This window comes from Aeromonas sp. (assembly GCF_051657805.1).
GTDB lineage: Bacteria > Pseudomonadota > Gammaproteobacteria > Enterobacterales > Aeromonadaceae > Aeromonas.
Genome location: NZ_JBOFLJ010000056.1, coordinates 202,695 through 221,799, shown reverse-complemented (window position 1 = coordinate 221,799; position 19,105 = coordinate 202,695). Strand labels below are relative to the sequence as shown.

General features: G+C 56.9%; 12 protein-coding genes. 5 read left to right on the top strand and 7 right to left on the bottom strand.

Annotated elements, in window-relative coordinates; all coding sequences use genetic code 11:
* Nucleotides 1-45: 45 nt before the first annotated feature.
* The 4 genes from ACRCYW_RS17360 to ACRCYW_RS17345 form a co-directional block, all read right to left on the bottom strand.
* The gene (locus ACRCYW_RS17360) at nt 46-960 is read right to left on the bottom strand and encodes a DMT family transporter (RefSeq protein WP_438551269.1); all 915 of its coding nucleotides are present in this window, start codon (nt 958-960) and stop codon (nt 46-48) included.
* Between the two features lie 172 nt (nt 961-1,132).
* On the bottom strand, nt 1,133-1,555 hold the full coding sequence (locus tag ACRCYW_RS17355) for an ExbD/TolR family protein (RefSeq protein WP_438551268.1): 423 nt from the start codon (nt 1,553-1,555) through the stop codon (nt 1,133-1,135).
* Nucleotides 1,555-2,325, bottom strand: a complete 771-nt coding sequence (locus ACRCYW_RS17350; RefSeq protein ID WP_438551267.1) for a MotA/TolQ/ExbB proton channel family protein — start codon at nt 2,323-2,325, stop codon at nt 1,555-1,557. The genes ACRCYW_RS17355 and ACRCYW_RS17350 overlap by 1 nt, the downstream gene beginning before the upstream one ends.
* Nucleotides 2,326-2,327: 2 nt before the next feature.
* Nucleotides 2,328-3,101 carry an energy transducer TonB gene (locus ACRCYW_RS17345; protein WP_438551266.1) on the bottom strand — a complete coding sequence of 258 codons (774 nt, stop codon included), beginning with the start codon at nt 3,099-3,101 and terminating at the stop codon, nt 2,328-2,330.
* Between the two features lie 487 nt (nt 3,102-3,588).
* Between ACRCYW_RS17345 and ACRCYW_RS17340 the strand changes: the two genes are divergently transcribed.
* The 4 genes from ACRCYW_RS17340 to guaA all read left to right on the top strand — a co-directional run bounded on the left by ACRCYW_RS17340 (nt 3,589) and on the right by guaA (nt 11,681).
* Nucleotides 3,589-6,756 carry an alpha-amylase family glycosyl hydrolase gene (locus ACRCYW_RS17340; RefSeq protein WP_438551265.1) on the top strand — a complete coding sequence of 1,056 codons (3,168 nt, stop codon included), beginning with the start codon at nt 3,589-3,591 and terminating at the stop codon, nt 6,754-6,756.
* An 879-nt stretch (nt 6,757-7,635) separates the two neighbouring features.
* The gene (locus tag ACRCYW_RS17335) at nt 7,636-8,268 is read left to right on the top strand and encodes a YitT family protein (protein WP_438551264.1); all 633 of its coding nucleotides are present in this window, start codon (nt 7,636-7,638) and stop codon (nt 8,266-8,268) included.
* A gap of 275 nt (nt 8,269-8,543) precedes the next feature.
* Entirely contained in the window at nt 8,544-10,007 is a 1,464-nt protein-coding gene (guaB, locus tag ACRCYW_RS17330) for an IMP dehydrogenase (protein WP_438551263.1), read from the top strand.
* A gap of 84 nt (nt 10,008-10,091) precedes the next feature.
* Nucleotides 10,092-11,681, top strand: a complete 1,590-nt coding sequence (gene guaA / locus ACRCYW_RS17325) for a glutamine-hydrolyzing GMP synthase (RefSeq protein ID WP_438551262.1) — start codon at nt 10,092-10,094, stop codon at nt 11,679-11,681.
* Nucleotides 11,682-12,108: 427 nt separating this feature from the next.
* On the opposite strand, the gene ACRCYW_RS17320 is transcribed toward guaA, so the two are convergent.
* From ACRCYW_RS17320 to ACRCYW_RS17310, 3 genes are all read right to left on the bottom strand, one after another.
* Complete coding sequence (locus ACRCYW_RS17320; protein WP_438551261.1) at nt 12,109-14,982, bottom strand: SIR2 family protein; 2,874 nt, start codon at nt 14,980-14,982, stop codon at nt 12,109-12,111.
* A gap of 763 nt (nt 14,983-15,745) precedes the next feature.
* Complete coding sequence (locus ACRCYW_RS17315; RefSeq protein ID WP_438551260.1) at nt 15,746-16,573, bottom strand: bifunctional transcriptional activator/DNA repair enzyme AdaA; 828 nt, start codon at nt 16,571-16,573, stop codon at nt 15,746-15,748.
* A 58-nt stretch (nt 16,574-16,631) separates the two neighbouring features.
* On the bottom strand, nt 16,632-17,396 hold the full coding sequence (locus ACRCYW_RS17310) for an SDR family oxidoreductase (protein ID WP_438551259.1): 765 nt from the start codon (nt 17,394-17,396) through the stop codon (nt 16,632-16,634).
* Nucleotides 17,397-17,691: 295 nt separating this feature from the next.
* Between ACRCYW_RS17310 and ACRCYW_RS17305 the strand changes: the two genes are divergently transcribed.
* On the top strand, nt 17,692-19,038 hold the full coding sequence (locus tag ACRCYW_RS17305) for a leucine-rich repeat-containing protein kinase family protein (protein WP_438551258.1): 1,347 nt from the start codon (nt 17,692-17,694) through the stop codon (nt 19,036-19,038).
* Nucleotides 19,039-19,105 lie beyond the last annotated feature (67 nt).

Here is a 19,105-nt window from a genome sequence, read left to right as displayed (position 1 = left end):
AAAGAGCCGAGCCCGCGGACATCGCGGGCCGGCGGCGGACGGCGCTCAGCGCTCGGGCTGTGGGCTGACCGGCTTGGCGGTGCGGGCCGGGCTCACCACCAGCCAGACCGCGAGGCAGACGACGGCGCCACCGATGACGAAGCCGCCGGTGAGGGTCTCGCCGAGCACCAGGTAGCCCCACAGGATGCCAAACGGGGGGATGAGGAACGTCACCGTCAGGGATCGCAAGGGACCGATATCGGCGATGAGGCGAAAATAGAGCAAATAGGCGAGGGCGGTACAGATGAAACCGACCGCCAGCACGCTGACCCAGACCTCGGACTGGGCCCAGTTGACGGCGGGGCCGGTTGCCATGGTGTAGCCGAAGAAGGGCAGCAGGAAGAGGCAGGCCCCGAGCTGGCTGCCGAAAGCCACCAGCTTGGCGTCCAGCCCCCCTCGCTCGCTGATCCAGCGCCTCGTCAGGAAGCCGGCGCAGCCGTAGCAGGCGGTGGCGATGAGGCAGGCCAGCACCCCGGTGACGAGATTGCCGCTGAGGCTGAGCTCCCCCGTGGTGGTGATCAGGGTGATGCCGAGGAGCCCGAGCAGCACGCCGGCCCATTTGCGCAGGGTCAGCGTCTCGTTGAAGAAGGAGAAGCCGATCAGCGCCCCCATCAGCGGCGTAGTGGCGTTGAGGATGGCCGAGTAGCCTGCCGGCAACCAGAGCGCTGCGATGGCGTACATCAGGAAGGGGATGCCCGAGTTGATGATGCCGAGCACCATGGATGACTTCAGCTTGCCGTGAAACTGCATGGGGGTGCGCAGCAGCGCCTGCATGACGGCGAGGCCGATGAGGGCGAAGAAGACCCGCAGGAAGGTGGTGTTGACCGAGCCGAAGGCGGGGGCTGCGATGCGCATGAACAAAAAGCTGGCACCCCAGATGGCGGCAAGGGCCAGCAGTCTCGCGTAATCCGATGTTCTCATCTTCTCTCCTTGAAATTCTGGGCTAGCACCAGCTGACTGGCATGCAGATCCCTCATGATGCAGGTATGCCCGGTTGCTGACAACCGGCTGAGGGGGTGGCAAACAAACAAGGCACCACCTGGGTGATGCCTTGTTGCATGGGTCGTATCGATTTATTTGCCTACGCTGTCTATCACTCGGCCTCTGGCTGACTGACGAAGGCTATCTTGTGCAGACCGTGCTGGGAGGCCTGGGCCATCACCCTGGCGATGATGCCGTACTCGACGCTCTTGTCGATGCGCAGCTGGATCTCGGGCACCTCGGGCTTGGCCTCGCTGGCCTCCTCCATCTTGGTGAGCAGCGCCGCCTCGTCGACGGCCTTGTCGTTCCAGTACAGCTTGCCGGCCCCGTCGATGGAGAGCACCACGTCCTCCTGCTTGGGCTGGTTGGTCTGGCTGCTGGCCTCGGGCAACTCGAGCTTGACCGCGTTGGTGAGCAGGGGGGCGGTGATCATGAAGACGATCAGCAGCACCAGCATGACGTCGATCATGGGGATCATGTTGATCTCGGAGAGGGGCTGCTCGTCCGAGTCACCGGGCAGTTTGCCGAAAGCCATTACATCTGCCCCTTCTTGATGGTCTCTCTCTTGGCGCTCTCGATGTCGGACAGCTGGGTCACGTTGGAGGCGCTCTGCTCGAACCCGGTCACCAGCAGGGCGAAGAGGTCGTAGGCGAAGTCATCGAGGGCCGCGAGTTTGAGGCGATTGCGGCGCACGAAGAAGTTGTAGATGAGCACGGCCGGCAGGGCCACGGCGAGGCCGAAGCCGGTCATGATGAGGGCCTCGCCGACCGGGCCTGCCACCTTGTCCAGGCCGCTCTGGCCGGCAGCCCCTATGGCCAGCAGGGCGTGATAGATGCCCCAGACGGTGCCGAACAGCCCGACGAAGGGGGCCGCCGAGCCGACGGAGGCGAGGAAGGCCAGCCCCTGCTCGAGGCGGATGCGCTCCATGGTGATGGCCTGGCGCAGGGCACGCAGCAGGAAGTCATCGGGGGAGCCGAGTTTGAGTGAGACGGCGCGCTCCTGGGCTCTGCCGAGCTGGGCCATGGCGCCAAGGGCCGCCTGGGTCACCCGGCCATGGCTCTCCTGTGGCGGCGTCCGGGCGAGCTGCTGCTCCATCTCCAGCAGGCTCTCGTGCTGCCAGAATTCGGCCACGAAGCGAGCGTTCAGGCGCTGCTCGCGGATCCCGAGCCAGAGCTTGAGCAGGGCGAAATAACAGGTGCCGAGCGACATCAGCACCAGCAGGATGAGGGGGATGAGGCCCGCCCCTGTGTTCTGGCTGAGCAGATGGGCGATGCCCATGGCGTTGGTTTCGACTTCCGGATTCATGGTTAGTTTCCTAGCTTGAAGATGATGGTGACCCTGGCCCAGTCCGCGACCGCGACATTGTTCTGTTTGGCCGGAATGAAGCGCCAGCGGTTGACGGTGCGTCTGGCGATCATGTCAAGGCGTCGATAGCCGCTGCTGCGCTCCACCTCGACCGACTCCGCCGTACCCTCCTTGGTGACGCGTACCTTCAGCACGACCTGACCCTCTTCCCCGCGCCTGCGGGACTCCTGAGGGTAGGGGGGCTCAGGGTTGTTCAATCTGGCGTCCCGGGAGATGGGGGCGCTGCTACCAGCCCCCGAGCCAGTCTGCCGGGTCTTGGCCGGGGCGCTGTTGCTGCTGGCACTCTGGCTATTGGATGTGGACGTGGTCGGCGTGGCGGGCGCAACGGGGGCCACAACCGGCTGAGCCTGGGTGACGGGTTTGACCACAGGGACTGGCTTGGGCTTTGGCGGCGCCTTGGGCACCGGCTTGGGAGCTGGCTTCTTGACGACGGGCTTGACCACCTTCTGCTGCACCGGCGCCGGCTTCTTGATAGCAGAGGGCTGCGCAGGGGCTGCGGCCGCCTTGGCCGGTGCGTCATCCTTGTTCGACTCCCCCGCCCAGCGGGCAGAGAGGGTGAGGGGCTCGGGTGGCTGGATGGGGGCGGGGCGGCTGCCCTGCAGCAGCCACAGGATGGCGAGGTGCAGGAGCACGGCCAGAGTCAGGCAGGCGAGCTGGACAGGGCCGAATGCCATCTTGTCGCGGCCCATGGCCGGTCTCATTGCGCAGGTGATCATCGACCCGCTCCCTTCCTGATCGTCATCTTGGTACTCAAATGTCTATTAAATGGCCGCCAACATCGGCTCTTGGCGCCAAGCATGCGCCAGGCTATGGGGTGCAAACAAGAAACATTATCAATCGCGTTTTAATCATCCTGGCCTGCAAGCGGCTCGGCCGAGCCGGTTCAGCCGTGTTGCCCGCCCCACACTCCTGCCATGGGGTGCCCTGCTCATCAGGTCGCCATCAGATTCATGGCAATCACTCCAGAAATGAAAGCGCTATCAATCACATACAGCCGATCTCGGGGGCGATGTTGGTCACAATTTGCACTCGGCTGGTCATTGAATGGCCAGTTTGAGCCCTAGACTGGCTGGGCCCATCTGAAGGCGGGACTGTAGCGGATGGGGGAATGCCGGGGCACACCGGCGTCACACACAAAACAATGAAAATAAAGGACTATCAATGGCTAGATGGATAATCGCGACCGGATTGTTGGGATCACTCATGGCCTCGCCACACGCGACGGCGGCAGAGTGGTTCTTCCGTGGTACCGCGAATGGATGGGCGGCGACCGCCATGGTCTCCACCGATGGCGTCAATTTCGATACCTGCCAGTTCTTCCAGAGCGGGGACGCCAGTGGCGGCCCGCGCTTCAAGATAGACAGGTACGGCAACTGGCAGCAGAGCTACCCGGCGGCCGACAAGCTGGTCAATGCCAACACCCACTATCAAATTCGCATCAACGCCGGCACTCAAGCCATCACCGCCACGGCGGTGGAGAGCTGCGAGCAGAACGGCTTCGCCAAGAACTGGCCGCAGTTGCAGGTGCGCGGCACCTTCAACGGTTGGGCGAGCCTGCCCATGACCCTGGTGGCCGATCACCTGTGGCAGGCCGAGGGCTACATGGATGGCAAGGCCAGCCAGCGCCTCAAGTTCGATCAGGCCGGCGACTGGGCCACCAACTACGGCGACAGCAACGCCGATGGGGTGCTGGAGCGCAGCGGCGGCGACATTCTCTGGAGTGGCACCGGCAATGTCCGCTTCCAGGTCAACGACCAGACCCTGGCCTACAGCATCACCCCCCTGGGGGACGACAACCAGCCGCCGCTGGCGGTGATCACCCCGGGCGGCACGGTCAATGTGGCAGTCGGTGAGGCGCTTACCTTGAGCGGCAGCGACTCCACGGATCCCGATGGCCAGATAGCCAGTTACCTATGGAGCAGCGGCGAGACCACCGAGAGTATCCTGGTCAACACCAGCCAGGCGGGCACCTTTACCTATGGCCTGACGGTGACCGACGATCAGGGCGCCAAGGGGAGCAGCAGCGCCAGCGTGGTGGTGGCGGCGCCCCAGAGCGGCGACAAGTGGTACTTCCGCGGTACCCCCAACAACTGGGGCCTGACCGCCATGACCAGCCAGGACGGGGTGAATTTCTGTACCGAGCAGGCCTTTGGCAACAGCGATCCCCGCTTCAAGGTGGATCACAAGGGGGACTGGACCGAAGCCTACCCGGCCCAGGACTATAAGGTGACCGGCAACACCAGCTACCGCATCTGCTTCGATGCCAAGAGCAAGGCGCTGGACGTGGCACCGCTTGCCGGCGCCGATACCCAGGCGCCGACGGCGAGCGCGAGCCCGGCCCCCGGCAACTACGCCCAGGCACAATCCATCACCCTTGCGGTGAGCGATGACAAAGACAGTACGCCCAGGCTCTATTTCACTTTGGATGGCAGCACGCCGAGCACCGGCTCCGCGCTCTACAATGGGCAGGTATTCAGCGCCAGCGACAAGGGCAGTGGCGCCGATCTGGTGATCAAAACCCTGAGTGTCGATGCCACCGGCAATCGCCGTGAGCAGAGCTTCAGCTACTACATCGGCGATCAGGCAGTGGCCGCTGGTGATTTTCGGGGGGAGAGCATCTACTTCCTGCTGACCGCCCGCTTCTACGACGGGGATGTCGGCAACAACTATTACAACCGGGATCGTTACAAGGCGGGGGATCCCCACTGGCGCGGCGACTTCAAGGGGCTCATCGAGAAGCTCGACTACATCAAGGATCTCGGCTTCACCGCCATCTGGGTGACGCCGCCAGTGGAGAACCGCTCCGGCCTCGATTACCACGGCTATCACGCCTACGACTTCTACCGGGTCGACCCCAGGCTGGAGTCGCCGGGGGCGGGTTACCGTGAGTTTATCCAGGCGGCCCACGCCAAGGGGATCAAGGTGATACAGGACGTGGTGATCAACCACTCCAGCCAGTACGGCCTGCGGGGCAAGACCTGGATTGACCACCTGCCCATCAAATACTATGTGCCGGCGGGCTCGAGCCAGGGCCTCATCAACAACGGCCCCTATCAGGGCAACCTGGGGGATTACGCCAGCGCGAACCGCTGTGACGATGACAACCCGGCGGCCCCAGATTGGTACAAGGCCCGCTGTCAGTCCGATCCGCAGGGCGTGCAACCCCTGGTAGATCCCAAAACCGGCAGCACGGTGCCGAGCGCCGGTTACAACCCGAACCGCTTCTTCGGCATCGACGCCCAGGGACTGGATCCCGCCTGGTATCACCTTGACGGCTTCATGTCCGGCGGTGACTGGGAGAATCCACAATCCCTGCAGCGCAAGCACATGGCGGGGGATTGCATCGATCTCGCGACCGGCAACCGGAACGTCAAGGACTACATCAACGGCGCCATCCACCAATACCTCGACATGGGGGTCGACGCCATTCGCATCGATACCCTCAAGCACATAGAGCGGGACGAGCTGCTGACCTATGTGCACGACTGGCAGGCCCACAAACCGGGGCTGTTCGTGTTTGGCGAGAACCTGGTGAAGGGCACAGGCTGGGGATCTGAGATCGCCAACGACAATGCCTCGGCGGTGATCCGCCCCTGGTGGTATACCCGCACCACCAGCGATCCGGCCAACCCCCGCGCCGGTGGCGATTCTGGCCTCTCTGTGCTCGACTTCTCGCTGTTCTCCACCTTCCGTGACAACGTCACCAAGGGGAGCTTTGGCGGGGTCGGCGGTATCTTCGGCATGGACTGGGTCTACGGGGATGCCACCAAGCTCATCACCTTCTTCCAGAACCACGACGTGGGGCCGGACAACGACTTCAAGTACCGCTACGGCGGGGAAGAGGGCAATGCGGCCATGACCTACAACCTGCTGTGGACGGCGCGGGGCATTCCGACCCTCTACTACGGGGAGGAGGTGATGTTCCAGGCCGGCAAACCGCAAGACATCGACGGCGCCACCATGACGGTGGATCAGACCGGCCGCGCCTACTATGGCGACGTGCTGGACAACCCGGCGACCGCCTCCCACCCGCTCTATCAGCACATCAAGCGCCTGAACCAGATCCGCAAGGCGGTTCCCGCCCTGCAGAAGGCGCCCATGAGCCAGGTGAATGAGTGGGGCAGCGGCATGAGCTTCGTGCGCGATCTCAGTGCCGAGGGCAGCTATGCGGCCGTGGGCCTCGCCGCCAACTCGGCCCAGCAGATAAGCATCAGCGGCGTGAAAAACGGCAGCTACAAGGATGCCGTGACCGGCACCACGGTCAGCACCAGCAACGGTAGCCTGAGCTTCGCGGTGCCCGCCTACTCGGCGCGGGTCTGGGTACTGAACGGTCCTGGCAAGATAGGGAGCGATGGCAAGTATCTGAAGTGATACGGCTGATACAAAACCCGGCATGCTGGGAACGCGGCTCGCTGCAATAACAGCGAATAGCACTCAAAGTCGGCCCAAGGGTCGACTTTTTTATGTTCGTTTTATATCCGCTTTGGGCCCCTGTTGCGGATACTCGTGCTATCCGCTATCCGCTATCCGCTATCCGCTATCCGCTATCCGCTATCCGCTGCGTGGTTCTGCATGAATCAATGGCAGCCCTCCCTGAATGCGATAAGGAAAAGACGCCGTTATGCGCCACAAATAGAGCCTTGTGTGTCGCAGATAGGGCCTTGTGGTTTGCCGGAGGCGGGCACTTCTGTACGCCGTCAGGAGAGGGCTGGACGGCTTATCTGTCCCAGATTGCCAGGGATATTGCATGGATGCTTTGCACCGAAGTGGTGCTGATGCACCTTGGTGGTGCGCTCCCCGATGCACTCAGAATCGGCACTCGGGGCAATAACGGCAGGTCCGAGTGAGGATGCGAACTCTCCAGATCCGGCTACAGGCCTTGCGCGGCCTGCCTTGAGGCTTTTTCAGACCCGAGCCGTGACCGAGTTTTAAGCGGCAGCGCCCCTGGGCAGTGCAAACATGCTGACTCGCCGGATCCGGAAGTTTTCAGGCAGATATAACGAACTGCTTTTAATGTATGCATTAGACGTTAGCTCCGAATATTTATTGTTTTATGGTCTCTTGTGTTGGTTGGCGCCGTTTTTGCTGCAACTTGTCGGCATCTCATGGGATGGAAAACGAGTTCCCTCCTAGGTGTGACTGCCACGCAAGATATTGCGAGCACACGGCACCCGTATGCGGTCGGGGATCGGCTCACGAAGTCGCGTCATTAGGTTATTCAGGGTCAAATAGGGTCAAAAAAGGAGTCATATGGAAGGTGAAATGACCATGTCGTCCCCGGTGGGCAAGGGGCTGGCACATACCCTCAAGGACGATATCTACGGCATGGTGCTCGGCATCATGTTTATTGCCGTGGGGCTCAATCTGCTCAAATGCTCCGGCATGATCACAGGCGGCATCGCTGGCATAGCCTTACTACTCACCCACGTCAGCAGCCTGCCCATAGGCCTGCTGTTTTTCCTCGCCAACCTGCCGTTTCTGGTGTTCAGCTACTTCACCATGGGGAGGGCCTTCATGCTCAAGACCCTGGTGGTCAATGTGGCACTCTCGGCCGCGACCCAAGGGGTGCCGCTGCTGCTGACGGTTAGCTACATTCACCCCCTGTTCTCCGCCCTGGTGGGGGGCACCTTCCTCGGCATGGGGGTGCTGTCCCTCGCTCGCCACAATGCGTCCGTCGGGGGTATAGGCGTGGTCACGCTCTGGCTGCAACGGCGTGCCGGCATCAACGCGGGCAAGAGCCAGATGCTGCTGGATGTGCTGGTGTTCGTCCTCTCCTTGCTCACTCTGCCGCTCTCCTTGCTGCTCTGGTCTACCCTGAGCGCGCTCGCCATGAACGCTATGCTGATGAACTGGCACAAACCCGGCCGCTATCAGGGCAACTGAGGTCGCCCTAAATGTCCTGGGCGGGCAGGGGAGTTGTTAAAAAATACTCTGGCGAGGGCTTGGTGGCTAAAAAGGCTCCAACAGCAAAAAAGATCATCTTGTCCCACAAAAAGACATGGTTACGCCTGAATTTATTAGTTTTTTGCCCCGTTGGCGGCGTTAAATCGGGCTACGCCATAAAAAATTCAAAAAACTTCTTTACCATCGGCCAATGCATGAGTAAAATTTGTCGGCAATATTTTACACCCCCACTTCCACAACGGTGAGATATTGCCATGCTCAGGATTGCCAAAGAAGCGCTGACCTTCGACGATGTACTGTTGGTTCCAGCCCACTCCACTGTTCTTCCCAATACCGCCGACCTGCGCACCAAGCTCACGTCTGGTATCTCCCTGAATATTCCGATGATTTCCGCTGCCATGGACACAGTGACCGAAGCCCGTCTGGCTATCGCACTGGCCCAGGAAGGCGGTATCGGCTTCATTCACAAGAACATGTCCATCGAGCAACAGGCCTTCGAAGTGCGCAAGGTCAAGAAGTACGAGAGCGGCGTCGTCTCCGACCCCGTCACAGTGCGTCCCGACATGACCATCGCCCAGATCAAGGAGCTGAGCCACAAGAATGGCTTCGCCGGCTACCCCGTCGTCACCGACGGCAACCAGCTGGTGGGCATCATCACCGGCCGTGATGTGCGCTTCGTGATCGATCTCTCCCAGACCGTCGAGCAAGTCATGACCCAGAAGGATCGCCTGGTCACCGTGCGTGAGGGTGCCCCCCGTGAAGAGGTGGTGGCCCTGATGCAGAAGCACCGTATCGAGAAGGTGCTGGTGGTCAACGCCGACTTCAAATTGAAGGGCATGATCACCGTCAAGGACTTCCAGAAAGCCGAGCGCAAGCCCAACGCCTGTAAGGACGAGAAGGGCCGCCTGCGGGTCGGTGCCGCCGTCGGCGCCGGTGCCGGCAACGAGGAGCGCGTCGCCGCCCTGGTCGAGGCTGGTGTGGACGTGCTGCTGATTGACTCCTCCCACGGCCACTCCCAGGGCGTGCTGGATCGCATCAAGGCGACCCGTGAAGCCTATCCTGACCTGCAGATCATCGGTGGCAACGTGGCCACTGGTGCCGGCGCTCTGGCGCTGGTGGAAGCGGGCGTCAACGCCGTCAAGGTCGGTATCGGCCCGGGCTCCATCTGCACCACTCGCATCGTGACCGGTGTCGGCGTGCCCCAGATCACCGCCATCTCCGACGCGGTCGATGCCCTGGAAGGCACCGGCATCCCGGTGATCGCCGATGGCGGCATCCGCTTCTCCGGTGACCTGGCCAAGGCCATCGCCGCCGGCGCCAGCTGCGTCATGGTCGGCTCCATGTTCGCCGGTACCGAGGAGGCACCGGGCGAGATCGAGCTCTATCAGGGCCGCTCCTTCAAGTCCTACCGCGGCATGGGCTCTTTGGGCGCCATGTCCAAGGGCTCCAGCGATCGCTACTTCCAGTCCGACAACGCCGCCGACAAGCTGGTGCCGGAAGGGATCGAAGGGCGCGTGCCGTACAAGGGCCGCCTGAAAGAGATCATCCACCAGCAGATGGGGGGCCTGCGCTCCTCCATGGGCCTGACCGGCAGCGCCACCATAGACGACATGCGCACCAAGGCCGAGTTCGTGCGCATATCCGGCGCCGGGATGAAAGAGTCCCACGTCCACGACGTGACCATTACCAAAGAAGCCCCCAACTATCGGATGGGCTGATAAAACGGGGCTGCGGCCCCGTTTCTCCACCCTTTTTTAGCCCCCACGCTTTTTGTGACAACATCAGCCTGAAGCAGGAATAAAATGACTAAAAATATTCACGCTCACCGTATCCTGATCCTGGATTTTGGTTCCCAGTACACCCAGCTTATCGCCCGCCGCGTCCGTGAGATCGGCGTCTACTGCGAGCTGTGGGCCTGGGACGTGACCGAAGAGCAGATCCGCGACTTCAACCCGAACGGCATCATCCTCTCCGGCGGCCCGGAATCCGTGACCGAGGCCGGCAGCCCCCGCGCCCCCGAGTACGTGTTCAACGCAGGCGTGCCCGTGTTCGGCATCTGCTACGGCATGCAGACCATGGCCGAGCAGCTTGGCGGCAAGGTGCAATCTTCCACCGAACGTGAATTTGGTTATGCCCAGGTCGAAGTGCTGGGTCAGTCCGGCCAGGCCAGCGCCCTGCTGCGCAACATCGAAGACGCTATCGCCCCGAACGGCCACGCCCTGCTGGACGTCTGGATGAGCCACGGCGACAAGGTCACCACAATCCCGGCCGGTTTCACCACTATCGCCCAGACCGCGACCTGCCCCCACGCCGCCATGGCCTGCGAAGAGAAGCGCTTCTACGGCGTGCAATTCCACCCGGAAGTGACCCACACCCGTCAGGGCGCCCGTCTGCTGGAGCACTTCGTCAAAGATATCTGCGGCTGCGAATGCCTGTGGACCCCGGCCACCATCATCGACGACGCCGTCGCCCGCATCCGCGAGCAGGTGGGTGAAGACGAGGTGATCCTGGGTCTGTCCGGCGGGGTGGACTCCTCAGTCGTCGCCATGCTGGTGCACCGCGCCATCGGCGATCGCCTGACCTGCGTCTTCGTCGACAACGGCCTGCTGCGGCTGAACGAAGGTCAGCAGGTGATGGACATGTTCGGCGATCACTTCGGTCTGAACATCGTCAAGGTCGACGCCGAGGAGCGCTTCCTGTCAGCTCTGGCGGGCATCGACGAGCCGGAAGCCAAGCGCAAGACAATCGGTCGCGTCTTCGTGGAAGTGTTCGACGATGAAGCCAAGAAGCTGAAAAACGCCAAGTGGCTGGCTCAGGGCACCATCTACCCGGACGTCATCGAATCCGCCGCCAGCGCCACCGGCAAGGCCCACGTCATCAAGTCTCACCACAACGTCGGCGGCCTGCCGGAAGAGATGAAGATGGGTCTGGTCGAGCCCCTGCGCGAGCTGTTCAAGGACGAGGTGCGCCGCGTCGGTCTGGAGCTGGGTCTGCCCTACGACATGCTCTACCGTCACCCCTTCCCGGGCCCGGGCCTGGGCGTGCGCGTCCTTGGCGAGGTGAAGAAAGAGTACTGCGATCTGCTGCGCAAGGCCGATGCGGTCTTCATCGAAGAGCTGCGCAAGGCCGACCTCTACAACCAGGTCAGTCAGGCGTTCGCCGTCTTCCTGCCGGTGCGCTCCGTCGGCGTCATGGGCGACGGTCGCAAGTACGACTGGGTCATCGCGCTGCGCGCCGTCGAGACCATCGACTTCATGACCGCCCACTGGGCCCACCTGCCGTATGACTTCCTCGGTCACGTCTCGAATCGCATCATCAACGAGATCAATGGCATCTCCCGCGTGGTGTACGACGTCTCCGGCAAGCCGCCCGCAACCATCGAGTGGGAATAAGCGTTAACGCCGCTTTCTGCCGATAATGCAAAACTGCAAAAAAGACGCCCTTGAGGCGTCTTTTCTTTTTCCAATCGTTTGCGTAAAAAATTGACTCCATGCTGCGACCAGTGAAGTTTTCGTCATCAAGTTGTCTTATCAACACGCGTGCGTGGTTGAGTGATTTTTCTTTGAATACCAGTCCCCCACTGAGCTAGGTATATTTCTATATCGTCTGTTTCAGCATCATTATTGTGGTGAGTTTTACTCGGATTAATAGCTTTGCAGAGAAGGATAATGTTATTCAATGTACGAAAATAACGATTGTATAGCCAGTAATATACCTATTGATTAGGTTTAATAGCGTATATAATCGGACTGGTTCTGTTTTTATTAATCAGGTGTTTATGTGCCAATAGAAAATGCCGCCGCTAAAGGCGGCTTATTTTCAATGTCTATTTAAATATGAGTCAACCCAATCTTTGCAATACTTTGTAATTTGCCATGACTCTAAACTAATAATAGATTGTGTTGCTACACTATAAGGAATGTCAGAGATATATCTTTCTATTTTATTTGACTCTCCTGGTAAGTCATCCTTCCACGCATTTCTTGTGTGTAGTAAAAAGTAAAGTGAACCTTGGTACTCACCTTGTTCTAATAAAACTTCATATATCCATTTAGACGCATAGCCAATATTATGTTTCTCAAAATACTTTGGATTGTCGGAAGAAAAAATTTTAAATGATTTACAGTATAGTAAAAGAGCCGAGTCTCGGTCACCCAGATAGAACAAACATCTTCCTACATTTCCATATGCTGATGAAAGGTTATCGTGGATTATTTTAGAACACATCTCTTCAATGGTTTTATCGTTGCAAAAAAATTTAATTGCAAGGTCAATGTTTGTATTGATTTGTGAGTCTCGTAATGAGAGGTGGTATCTATGCTTACCAGACCAAACATCGTTTTCACCTAGAACATCAATTAAATCGGAAGCGCTTTTCCCATACGTGATGGCATTTTTATAATCTGAATTAATCCAATGTTTGTGACATAATGCAGACTTAGATAAAATCATTGTTTTATCAGGGGTTTGAAAAAGTTGAGTGAATTTGTGCATGTATTTATCAAAAAGATCATCTCGGCCAAATTCAACAGCACGTGTAAAAAATGAATCGATAAAATCAAAGAATCCTTGAATGTCATTTATTTTTTTATGTGTCCATACGACTCTCCCTAGTGTTGAGTCTGATAATCTTAAGTATTCCTCACAGTATCCTGAAATAAAAAAGCTCTCACATACCAGTCTTAATTCAGTTATTGCATCGTTGACTTTGTCTGCATTTATAAGCACTTCTATCTTTTTTGATACCAGATCAATATCGTCAGGTTGAAGAACATGCCCAAAACGCTGTTTTATTAATAAAATAAATCCATTTAGATAGTTAACATATAGTGTTATATAACTTTCTTGCTCTTTTCTGTCATATTTTCCTTTTATAAACTCTTTAACTAGAGGGTGAAGTTCGATATAGCCTTCGCTTTCCTTAGATATTATTAGGTTGAGGTGTTTTAATGCACGAATAGCTTTTGTGTATTGATTGAAATTGATTTTTCTTTCAACTATTTTAGATAAATCCTCTTCTGATTCGGAGACATTGCATATGGATAATGTTCTTAATATAATCCTTTCTTTTTCTTTAAGTCCATCCCAAAGATTTTCAAGGACAGTTGCTGATATCATGCTTGAAAAGTTGGCATCTGATTCAGAAATTCCTCTATGTTCTATTTTTTTTAAGATGTTCTCGATAACTTTAAAATCTAGTCTTGACTGAGCGAGAATCAGGCCCATCCATAAAGGATGACCTTGTGTAAGCACATGCAGTCGTGTGGCGGTATTATCTATTTCAGCGTGTGTGACTTTATTGTGGTATTTTTTGATTAGGTCTTTAACATCACTTATCTTGAGTCCTTCAAGTCGTACTTGATGTGAGCCAATTCCAGCATAATGAATGAATGGTCGGCAGGTAAATATAAATTTAGAGTTGTGTTGAGTGTTTATAGCTTTTTCAAAGAAAAGCTTCATATCCCCACTTGGGGTGAATTTTTGAAGATCTATATATTTATCTATATTATCAAAAACAAATAATCCTTTTTTGTCTTTCAGTTCATTAAAAAATATGTTAACTAAAGTCTCAGTATCAAGCCCAATAGTATCACTATGTGAAGTTGAACCATTAGATACTAACTCGATAAGAGAGTATAGTTTTGTCTGAAGATTTAATTCCTCTTCTTTAAAATCTCTCCAATCACAGTATGTATATATGTGCTTATCTGACTCAGATAGGAACTTTGAAGCCAGAGCAGATTTACCTTGGCCACCGATACCGGTTATGAATATAACTTTATATGGTAGTTTTAAGGCCTCTAGTTCATCAGTTCTTCCCGCCCAATATTCAATTTTTGGTGGTGTATCTTGCCCATGTAATAAGTTCTCTCTTTCTGATGTTATTATTTTTTTTGCTGGTTGTTTTACTGGAGTAGTCGTTGGTAAGTCGATTGCTTTAATATCTATTAGTGCGTCAATTGCGATAGGTATATCATCAAAACAATTTATTTTTATTGTTTCAACAAATTTGTGACTTATGTCATCGGTTGCTATAACAAAATGTTCAACGCCTAACCCATCATACATGTCATCCAGTGTATTGAATAAATTAGTAATGTAAGGGTCATTCAGACTAAATCCAATAAACAAGCATGAATGAGAAGATATCAATTTTTGGAGTTGGAATTTTGCTAATCCATTATTGCTACTATATAGAGTGTCATAATCTGATGAGAATATGATGGCGTGATCAATTGCATTACAACTGCCATGAATTTTCAATATAAACTCATCAGTGCAATCTAATTTTGATAATTTATATGTGCTTGTCGGATCAATTACTTCTATCTGGGTGTTGTATTCAATTAAATTATCATAATTTGTAGTTATTATTTTCCTGCTTAGCAAAGTAAGTTTTTCATAAATTGGGTGTTTAATCATTGTTTTAGTGGATGATTCAAATGCCTCGTAAACATCTTTTATGTTTGAGTATTTAATTTTGTCTAAAATTTCTAGTGGAGGAAATAAATCTTGTTCAAGTGCATTGAGGTAACCTTTTCCTTTTTCAATGGAAGGTTTTTTTAGTACATTCATCACTATCTCATTCCAAAGTGGAAGACCGGACATTTTTGAAACGCCAGCACCGATGAATAGTAATAATTTTTTTGATTTTATTGCATTTTGTAATGAGTGTGGGATAGTAATTTCCATATATAAAGCATCCAGTTTTTTGATTTGATTAACGTGAGTGAGAATAGTTAAAGGTGATTTGGTTATATAAAAACTGTATTTTTTAAATAAAGCTGGTTTTTATTTGAATATAACAAAAACTATTTTTATCTGTATTGTGAGTACTTTCCGGCAGGAAGAAACGAGCAATTTTACTCATCCATGTAGAGTTGCAAGTTTACTCCATTGAGACAGTGTTTCTCGTAATTGAGCAACCGATCCCAGTAAGGCCAGAATTCCTCGAATATAACCCGGCTAATAGATGGTGGAGGCAAACTCGCAGTGCCTTGTGCGATGCTACTGGCAACGTTGGCTACCGCCCCTGAGTTACAGCCCCCAGTCTGCTGCCGTTAACCTGCGTTGTCGCAATTGCAGTGCCATAGGCAACACCTATGAGGCTGTGTCTCCACATGGAGATGTTACCTATTGAGGCTGAATGAGAAAGTAGATCGTGATTGTTTTCTGTGCTGGGTCAACAAATTAATTATTAACTGTTCGGTATGTGAACAGTCTCGTGGGGTGCAATGTGCTGCGCTTATTGCACCTTACCTTTTTCGTCAATCCGCTAGGGAGGGCTAAGCATCATGCCTCGTCAAAGCAACAAAAGGGGGCGATCTGCGCCCCGATTCTTCTTATGTCCCCGCTTTATATCGCCGCCCGCTTGTCCGGCGCAGCCTGATGGTCCTCTGTCGCACAACCAACAGCCCTGTTGTTCCCATAACAGACAGTGCCTTAAACGCAGTGCTCATTCATATCTCGCCGCTTCCCAGGCGTGTATGGCTTGTTTGCGGGTCTCGCCCCAGTGATAGCCACCGAGCTTGCCGCTTTGCTGGATGACTCTGTGACAGGGGATCATCAAGGCGACGGGGTTGGCGCCCACCGCCAGCCCCACGGCGCGGGCAGCCTTGGGATTGCCGATGGCGCTCGCTACCTGGGCGTAGCTTACGACCTTGGCCGGCGGGATCTGCAACAGCGCCCGCCAGACACTGATCTGGAAGTTGGTGCCGCTCACGTGCAGTGAAATCGGGCGATCCGGCGCCTTGGCGCCATCGAACATGGTGTTGATGACCCCCTGGGTGCGTGATGGCTCCTCCTGAAGTTGGGCCTCTGGCCAGCTGCGGGCGAGGGCGGCCAGCGGCGCGTCCGGGGCCTTGTTATCGAGAAACGAGAAGTTGCACATCCCTCTTGGAGTCAGGGCGACAAACGCCTGGCCGAAGGGGGTGTCGTGCACGCCGTGCTCAATGACGAGCCCGGCTCCCTGCTGCTTGTACTCACCCGGCGTGACCGCTTCGAGCTGCACGAAGTGATCGTAGAGCCGAGAGCCGCTGCTGAGGCCCAGGGTATCGGCCACCTCCAGCAGGGAGCGCGACTCATGCAGCAGCGCCTTGGCCCGCTCCAGGGTCAGCACCTGCAAATAGCGCTTAGGGGTGACCCCGGCCCAGCGGCTGAACAGCCGCTGAAAGTGAAAGGGGCTCAAGTGAACGTGCGCTGCTATCTCCTCCAGGCTGGGCTGGCGCTCCACCCGGCTCGCGATAAAGGCGATGGCATCGGCGATGCGTGCATAGTCTGACATAAAGTGCTCTCACGTTAGGGGCGCAGGTTCAGGTGCGGCAAATTCAGGTGCGACAATGTCATGTACGACAGATAGATACCCCACCATCGGCCAACAGGGCAATGCCGGTGGTAAAGCTGGATGCATCGGACGCGAGATAGAGGGCCGAGCGGGCAATCTCCTCCGGCCGGGCCAGCCGTTTGAGGGCATGGAGGTTTTGCACAAAGGCGAGGCTTTCCGGGGTATTGGTAAAGGCCCTCCCCATGGGGGTATCCGTGCCCCCCGGCAGCAGGGCGTTGACCCGCACCCCTTGCGCCCCATACTCGGCAGCCAGCACCTGGGTCAGACCCATCAGGCCGGCCTTGCTCGCGGCATAGGCCGCCATGCCGGGTAGCCCCAGGGTATGGCCGACGAAGGTGGAGGTAAAGATAAGGGAGCCGCCGCCGCGCGCTTGCATGGCGGGGATCTGGTACTTGGCTCCCACAAAGGCGCTGGTGAGGTTGGTATCCAGGGTCTCCTGCCACTGCATGAGTTCCAGCTCCTGCGCGCTGCCCGGCGTCCCCATGGTGCCTGCGTTGTTGAAGGCGATATCCAGCCCCCCGAAGCGCTCAACCGCGAGCTCCACCAGGGCCCTGGCATAGGCTTCGCTTCTGACATCCCCCGCGAGGCTTATTGCCTGGCCTCCGAGGTGGCGGATCTCCTCTACCAGCAGGTCGAGCTCATGCTGGCGGCGTGCTCCGACGACAACCTTGGCCCCCTCCTGGGCAAACAGGATGGCGCTGGCGCGGCCGATGCCGGAGCTGGCTCCCGTGATGATGGCGACTTTATCTGACAACATGGGCATGGCGGATCCCTCGGGTTGGTTGGCGCAGTTTGCGCGCAGTATTGGGTCTGTTCGAACCCACTATGGCGACAAACCTGGGTCGGAGCGACCCGGATCTTGCTCTCTTTATCGGTGTCACCAGCCCCTTGGGCACCGCGTTTGGCGGCGATATGGCGGTCATCTGCAACAAAACAGGCGAACTCTGGCGCCAGTTCTTTATAATGCCCCTCCTTTAATGACTGCCGGGCCTGCCCGGCGGTGCAGATGGCTTGTTGCACCACGACTGACGGCAGGCCGCCCCGATAGAGACATTGCCATGCATACCCTGGAACAGCTGCGCGCAGGCTCCTTGAACGGCGCCCGTCACCTCAAACTCTCTGAAAACCTGGCGGTTTTCCCCCTCGAAATCTTGAGCCTCAAGGAGACGCTGGAGGTGCTGGATCTCACCGGCAACCAGTTGAGCTCGCTGCCGGACGAGCTGGCCGAGTGCAAGAAGCTGCGCATCATCTTCTGCTCAGAGAACCACTTCACCGAACTGCCCGAGGTGCTGGGGAACTGCCCCGCGCTCACCATGGTGGGCTTCAAGGCCAACCGGATCGAAGTGGTCTCCCCCAAATCGCTGCCCGCTAGGCTCCGCTGGCTGATCCTCACCGACAATGCCGTCGAGCGCCTGCCTGATGAGCTGGGTCAGTGCACCTCCCTGCAAAAGCTGATGCTGGCGGGCAACCGCCTGACCGAGCTGCCTGCGAGTCTCGCTAACTGCCAGCGCCTCGAGTTGCTGCGCATCGCCGCGAACCGGCTAACGGAATTTCCCACCTGGCTGCTCGCCTTGCCGCGCCTCGCCTGGCTCGCCTATTCGGGCAATCCCTTCGCCGACGGCTGGGAGCCCAAGAGGGCGAGCCCGGTCGCCGATATCCCCTGGCAGGAACTCGAAGTGGGCGCCTTGTTGGGGCAGGGGGCATCCGGCGCCATTCACAAGGCGATTTGGCACCCCGCAGCGGGCCAGTCGGTGGAGCTGGCCCTCAAGCTGTTCAAGGGCGCCGTGACCAGCGATGGCCTGCCGGCGGCCGAGATGAAGGCCGCTATGGCGGCGGGTCAGCATGCGGCGCTGATCGGGGTGATGGGGCGGGTCGGCGATCACCCCTCCGGGCTCCCGGCGCTAGGGATGTCCCTGATCAGCCCTCACATGCAGAACCTGGCGGGACCGCCGAGCCTTGACTCCTGCACCCGGGATATCTATCCCGAGGGGCTCGTGCTCTCGCTGCCGGCGGCGCTTGCCATGGCGAGCCAGGTCGCCTCTGCCGCTGCCCATCTGCACCGATTGGGGGTGATGCACGGGGATCTCTACGGCCACAATCTGCTCCACGACGGGGAGGGGGACGTGCTGCTCGGGGACTTTGGTGCCGCTTCCTGTTATCCGTTGGCAGACGTTGTGCTGGCCGCCGGCTTGGAGCGGTTGGAGGTGCGCGCCTTCGGTTGCCTGCTGGAAGAGCTGCTGGCCCTGTGCCCGGCGCGAGTGGCCCAGAGCGAGGGGCTTCATCGACTGGCTGACGAATGCCAGCGCCCGGAGACGGCCCTGAGGCCGAGTTTTGCCGAGATCCATGCCCGACTTGGTCAGATCCAGCAGTCGTTGAGCACCGAGACGGTGTCACTCATGGCATAAACGGCTGCGGGTGATAAGTCCTTCAGATAAAGCGTTGAAGTGTGGCGAAAAGGCAGTTAAACGCACC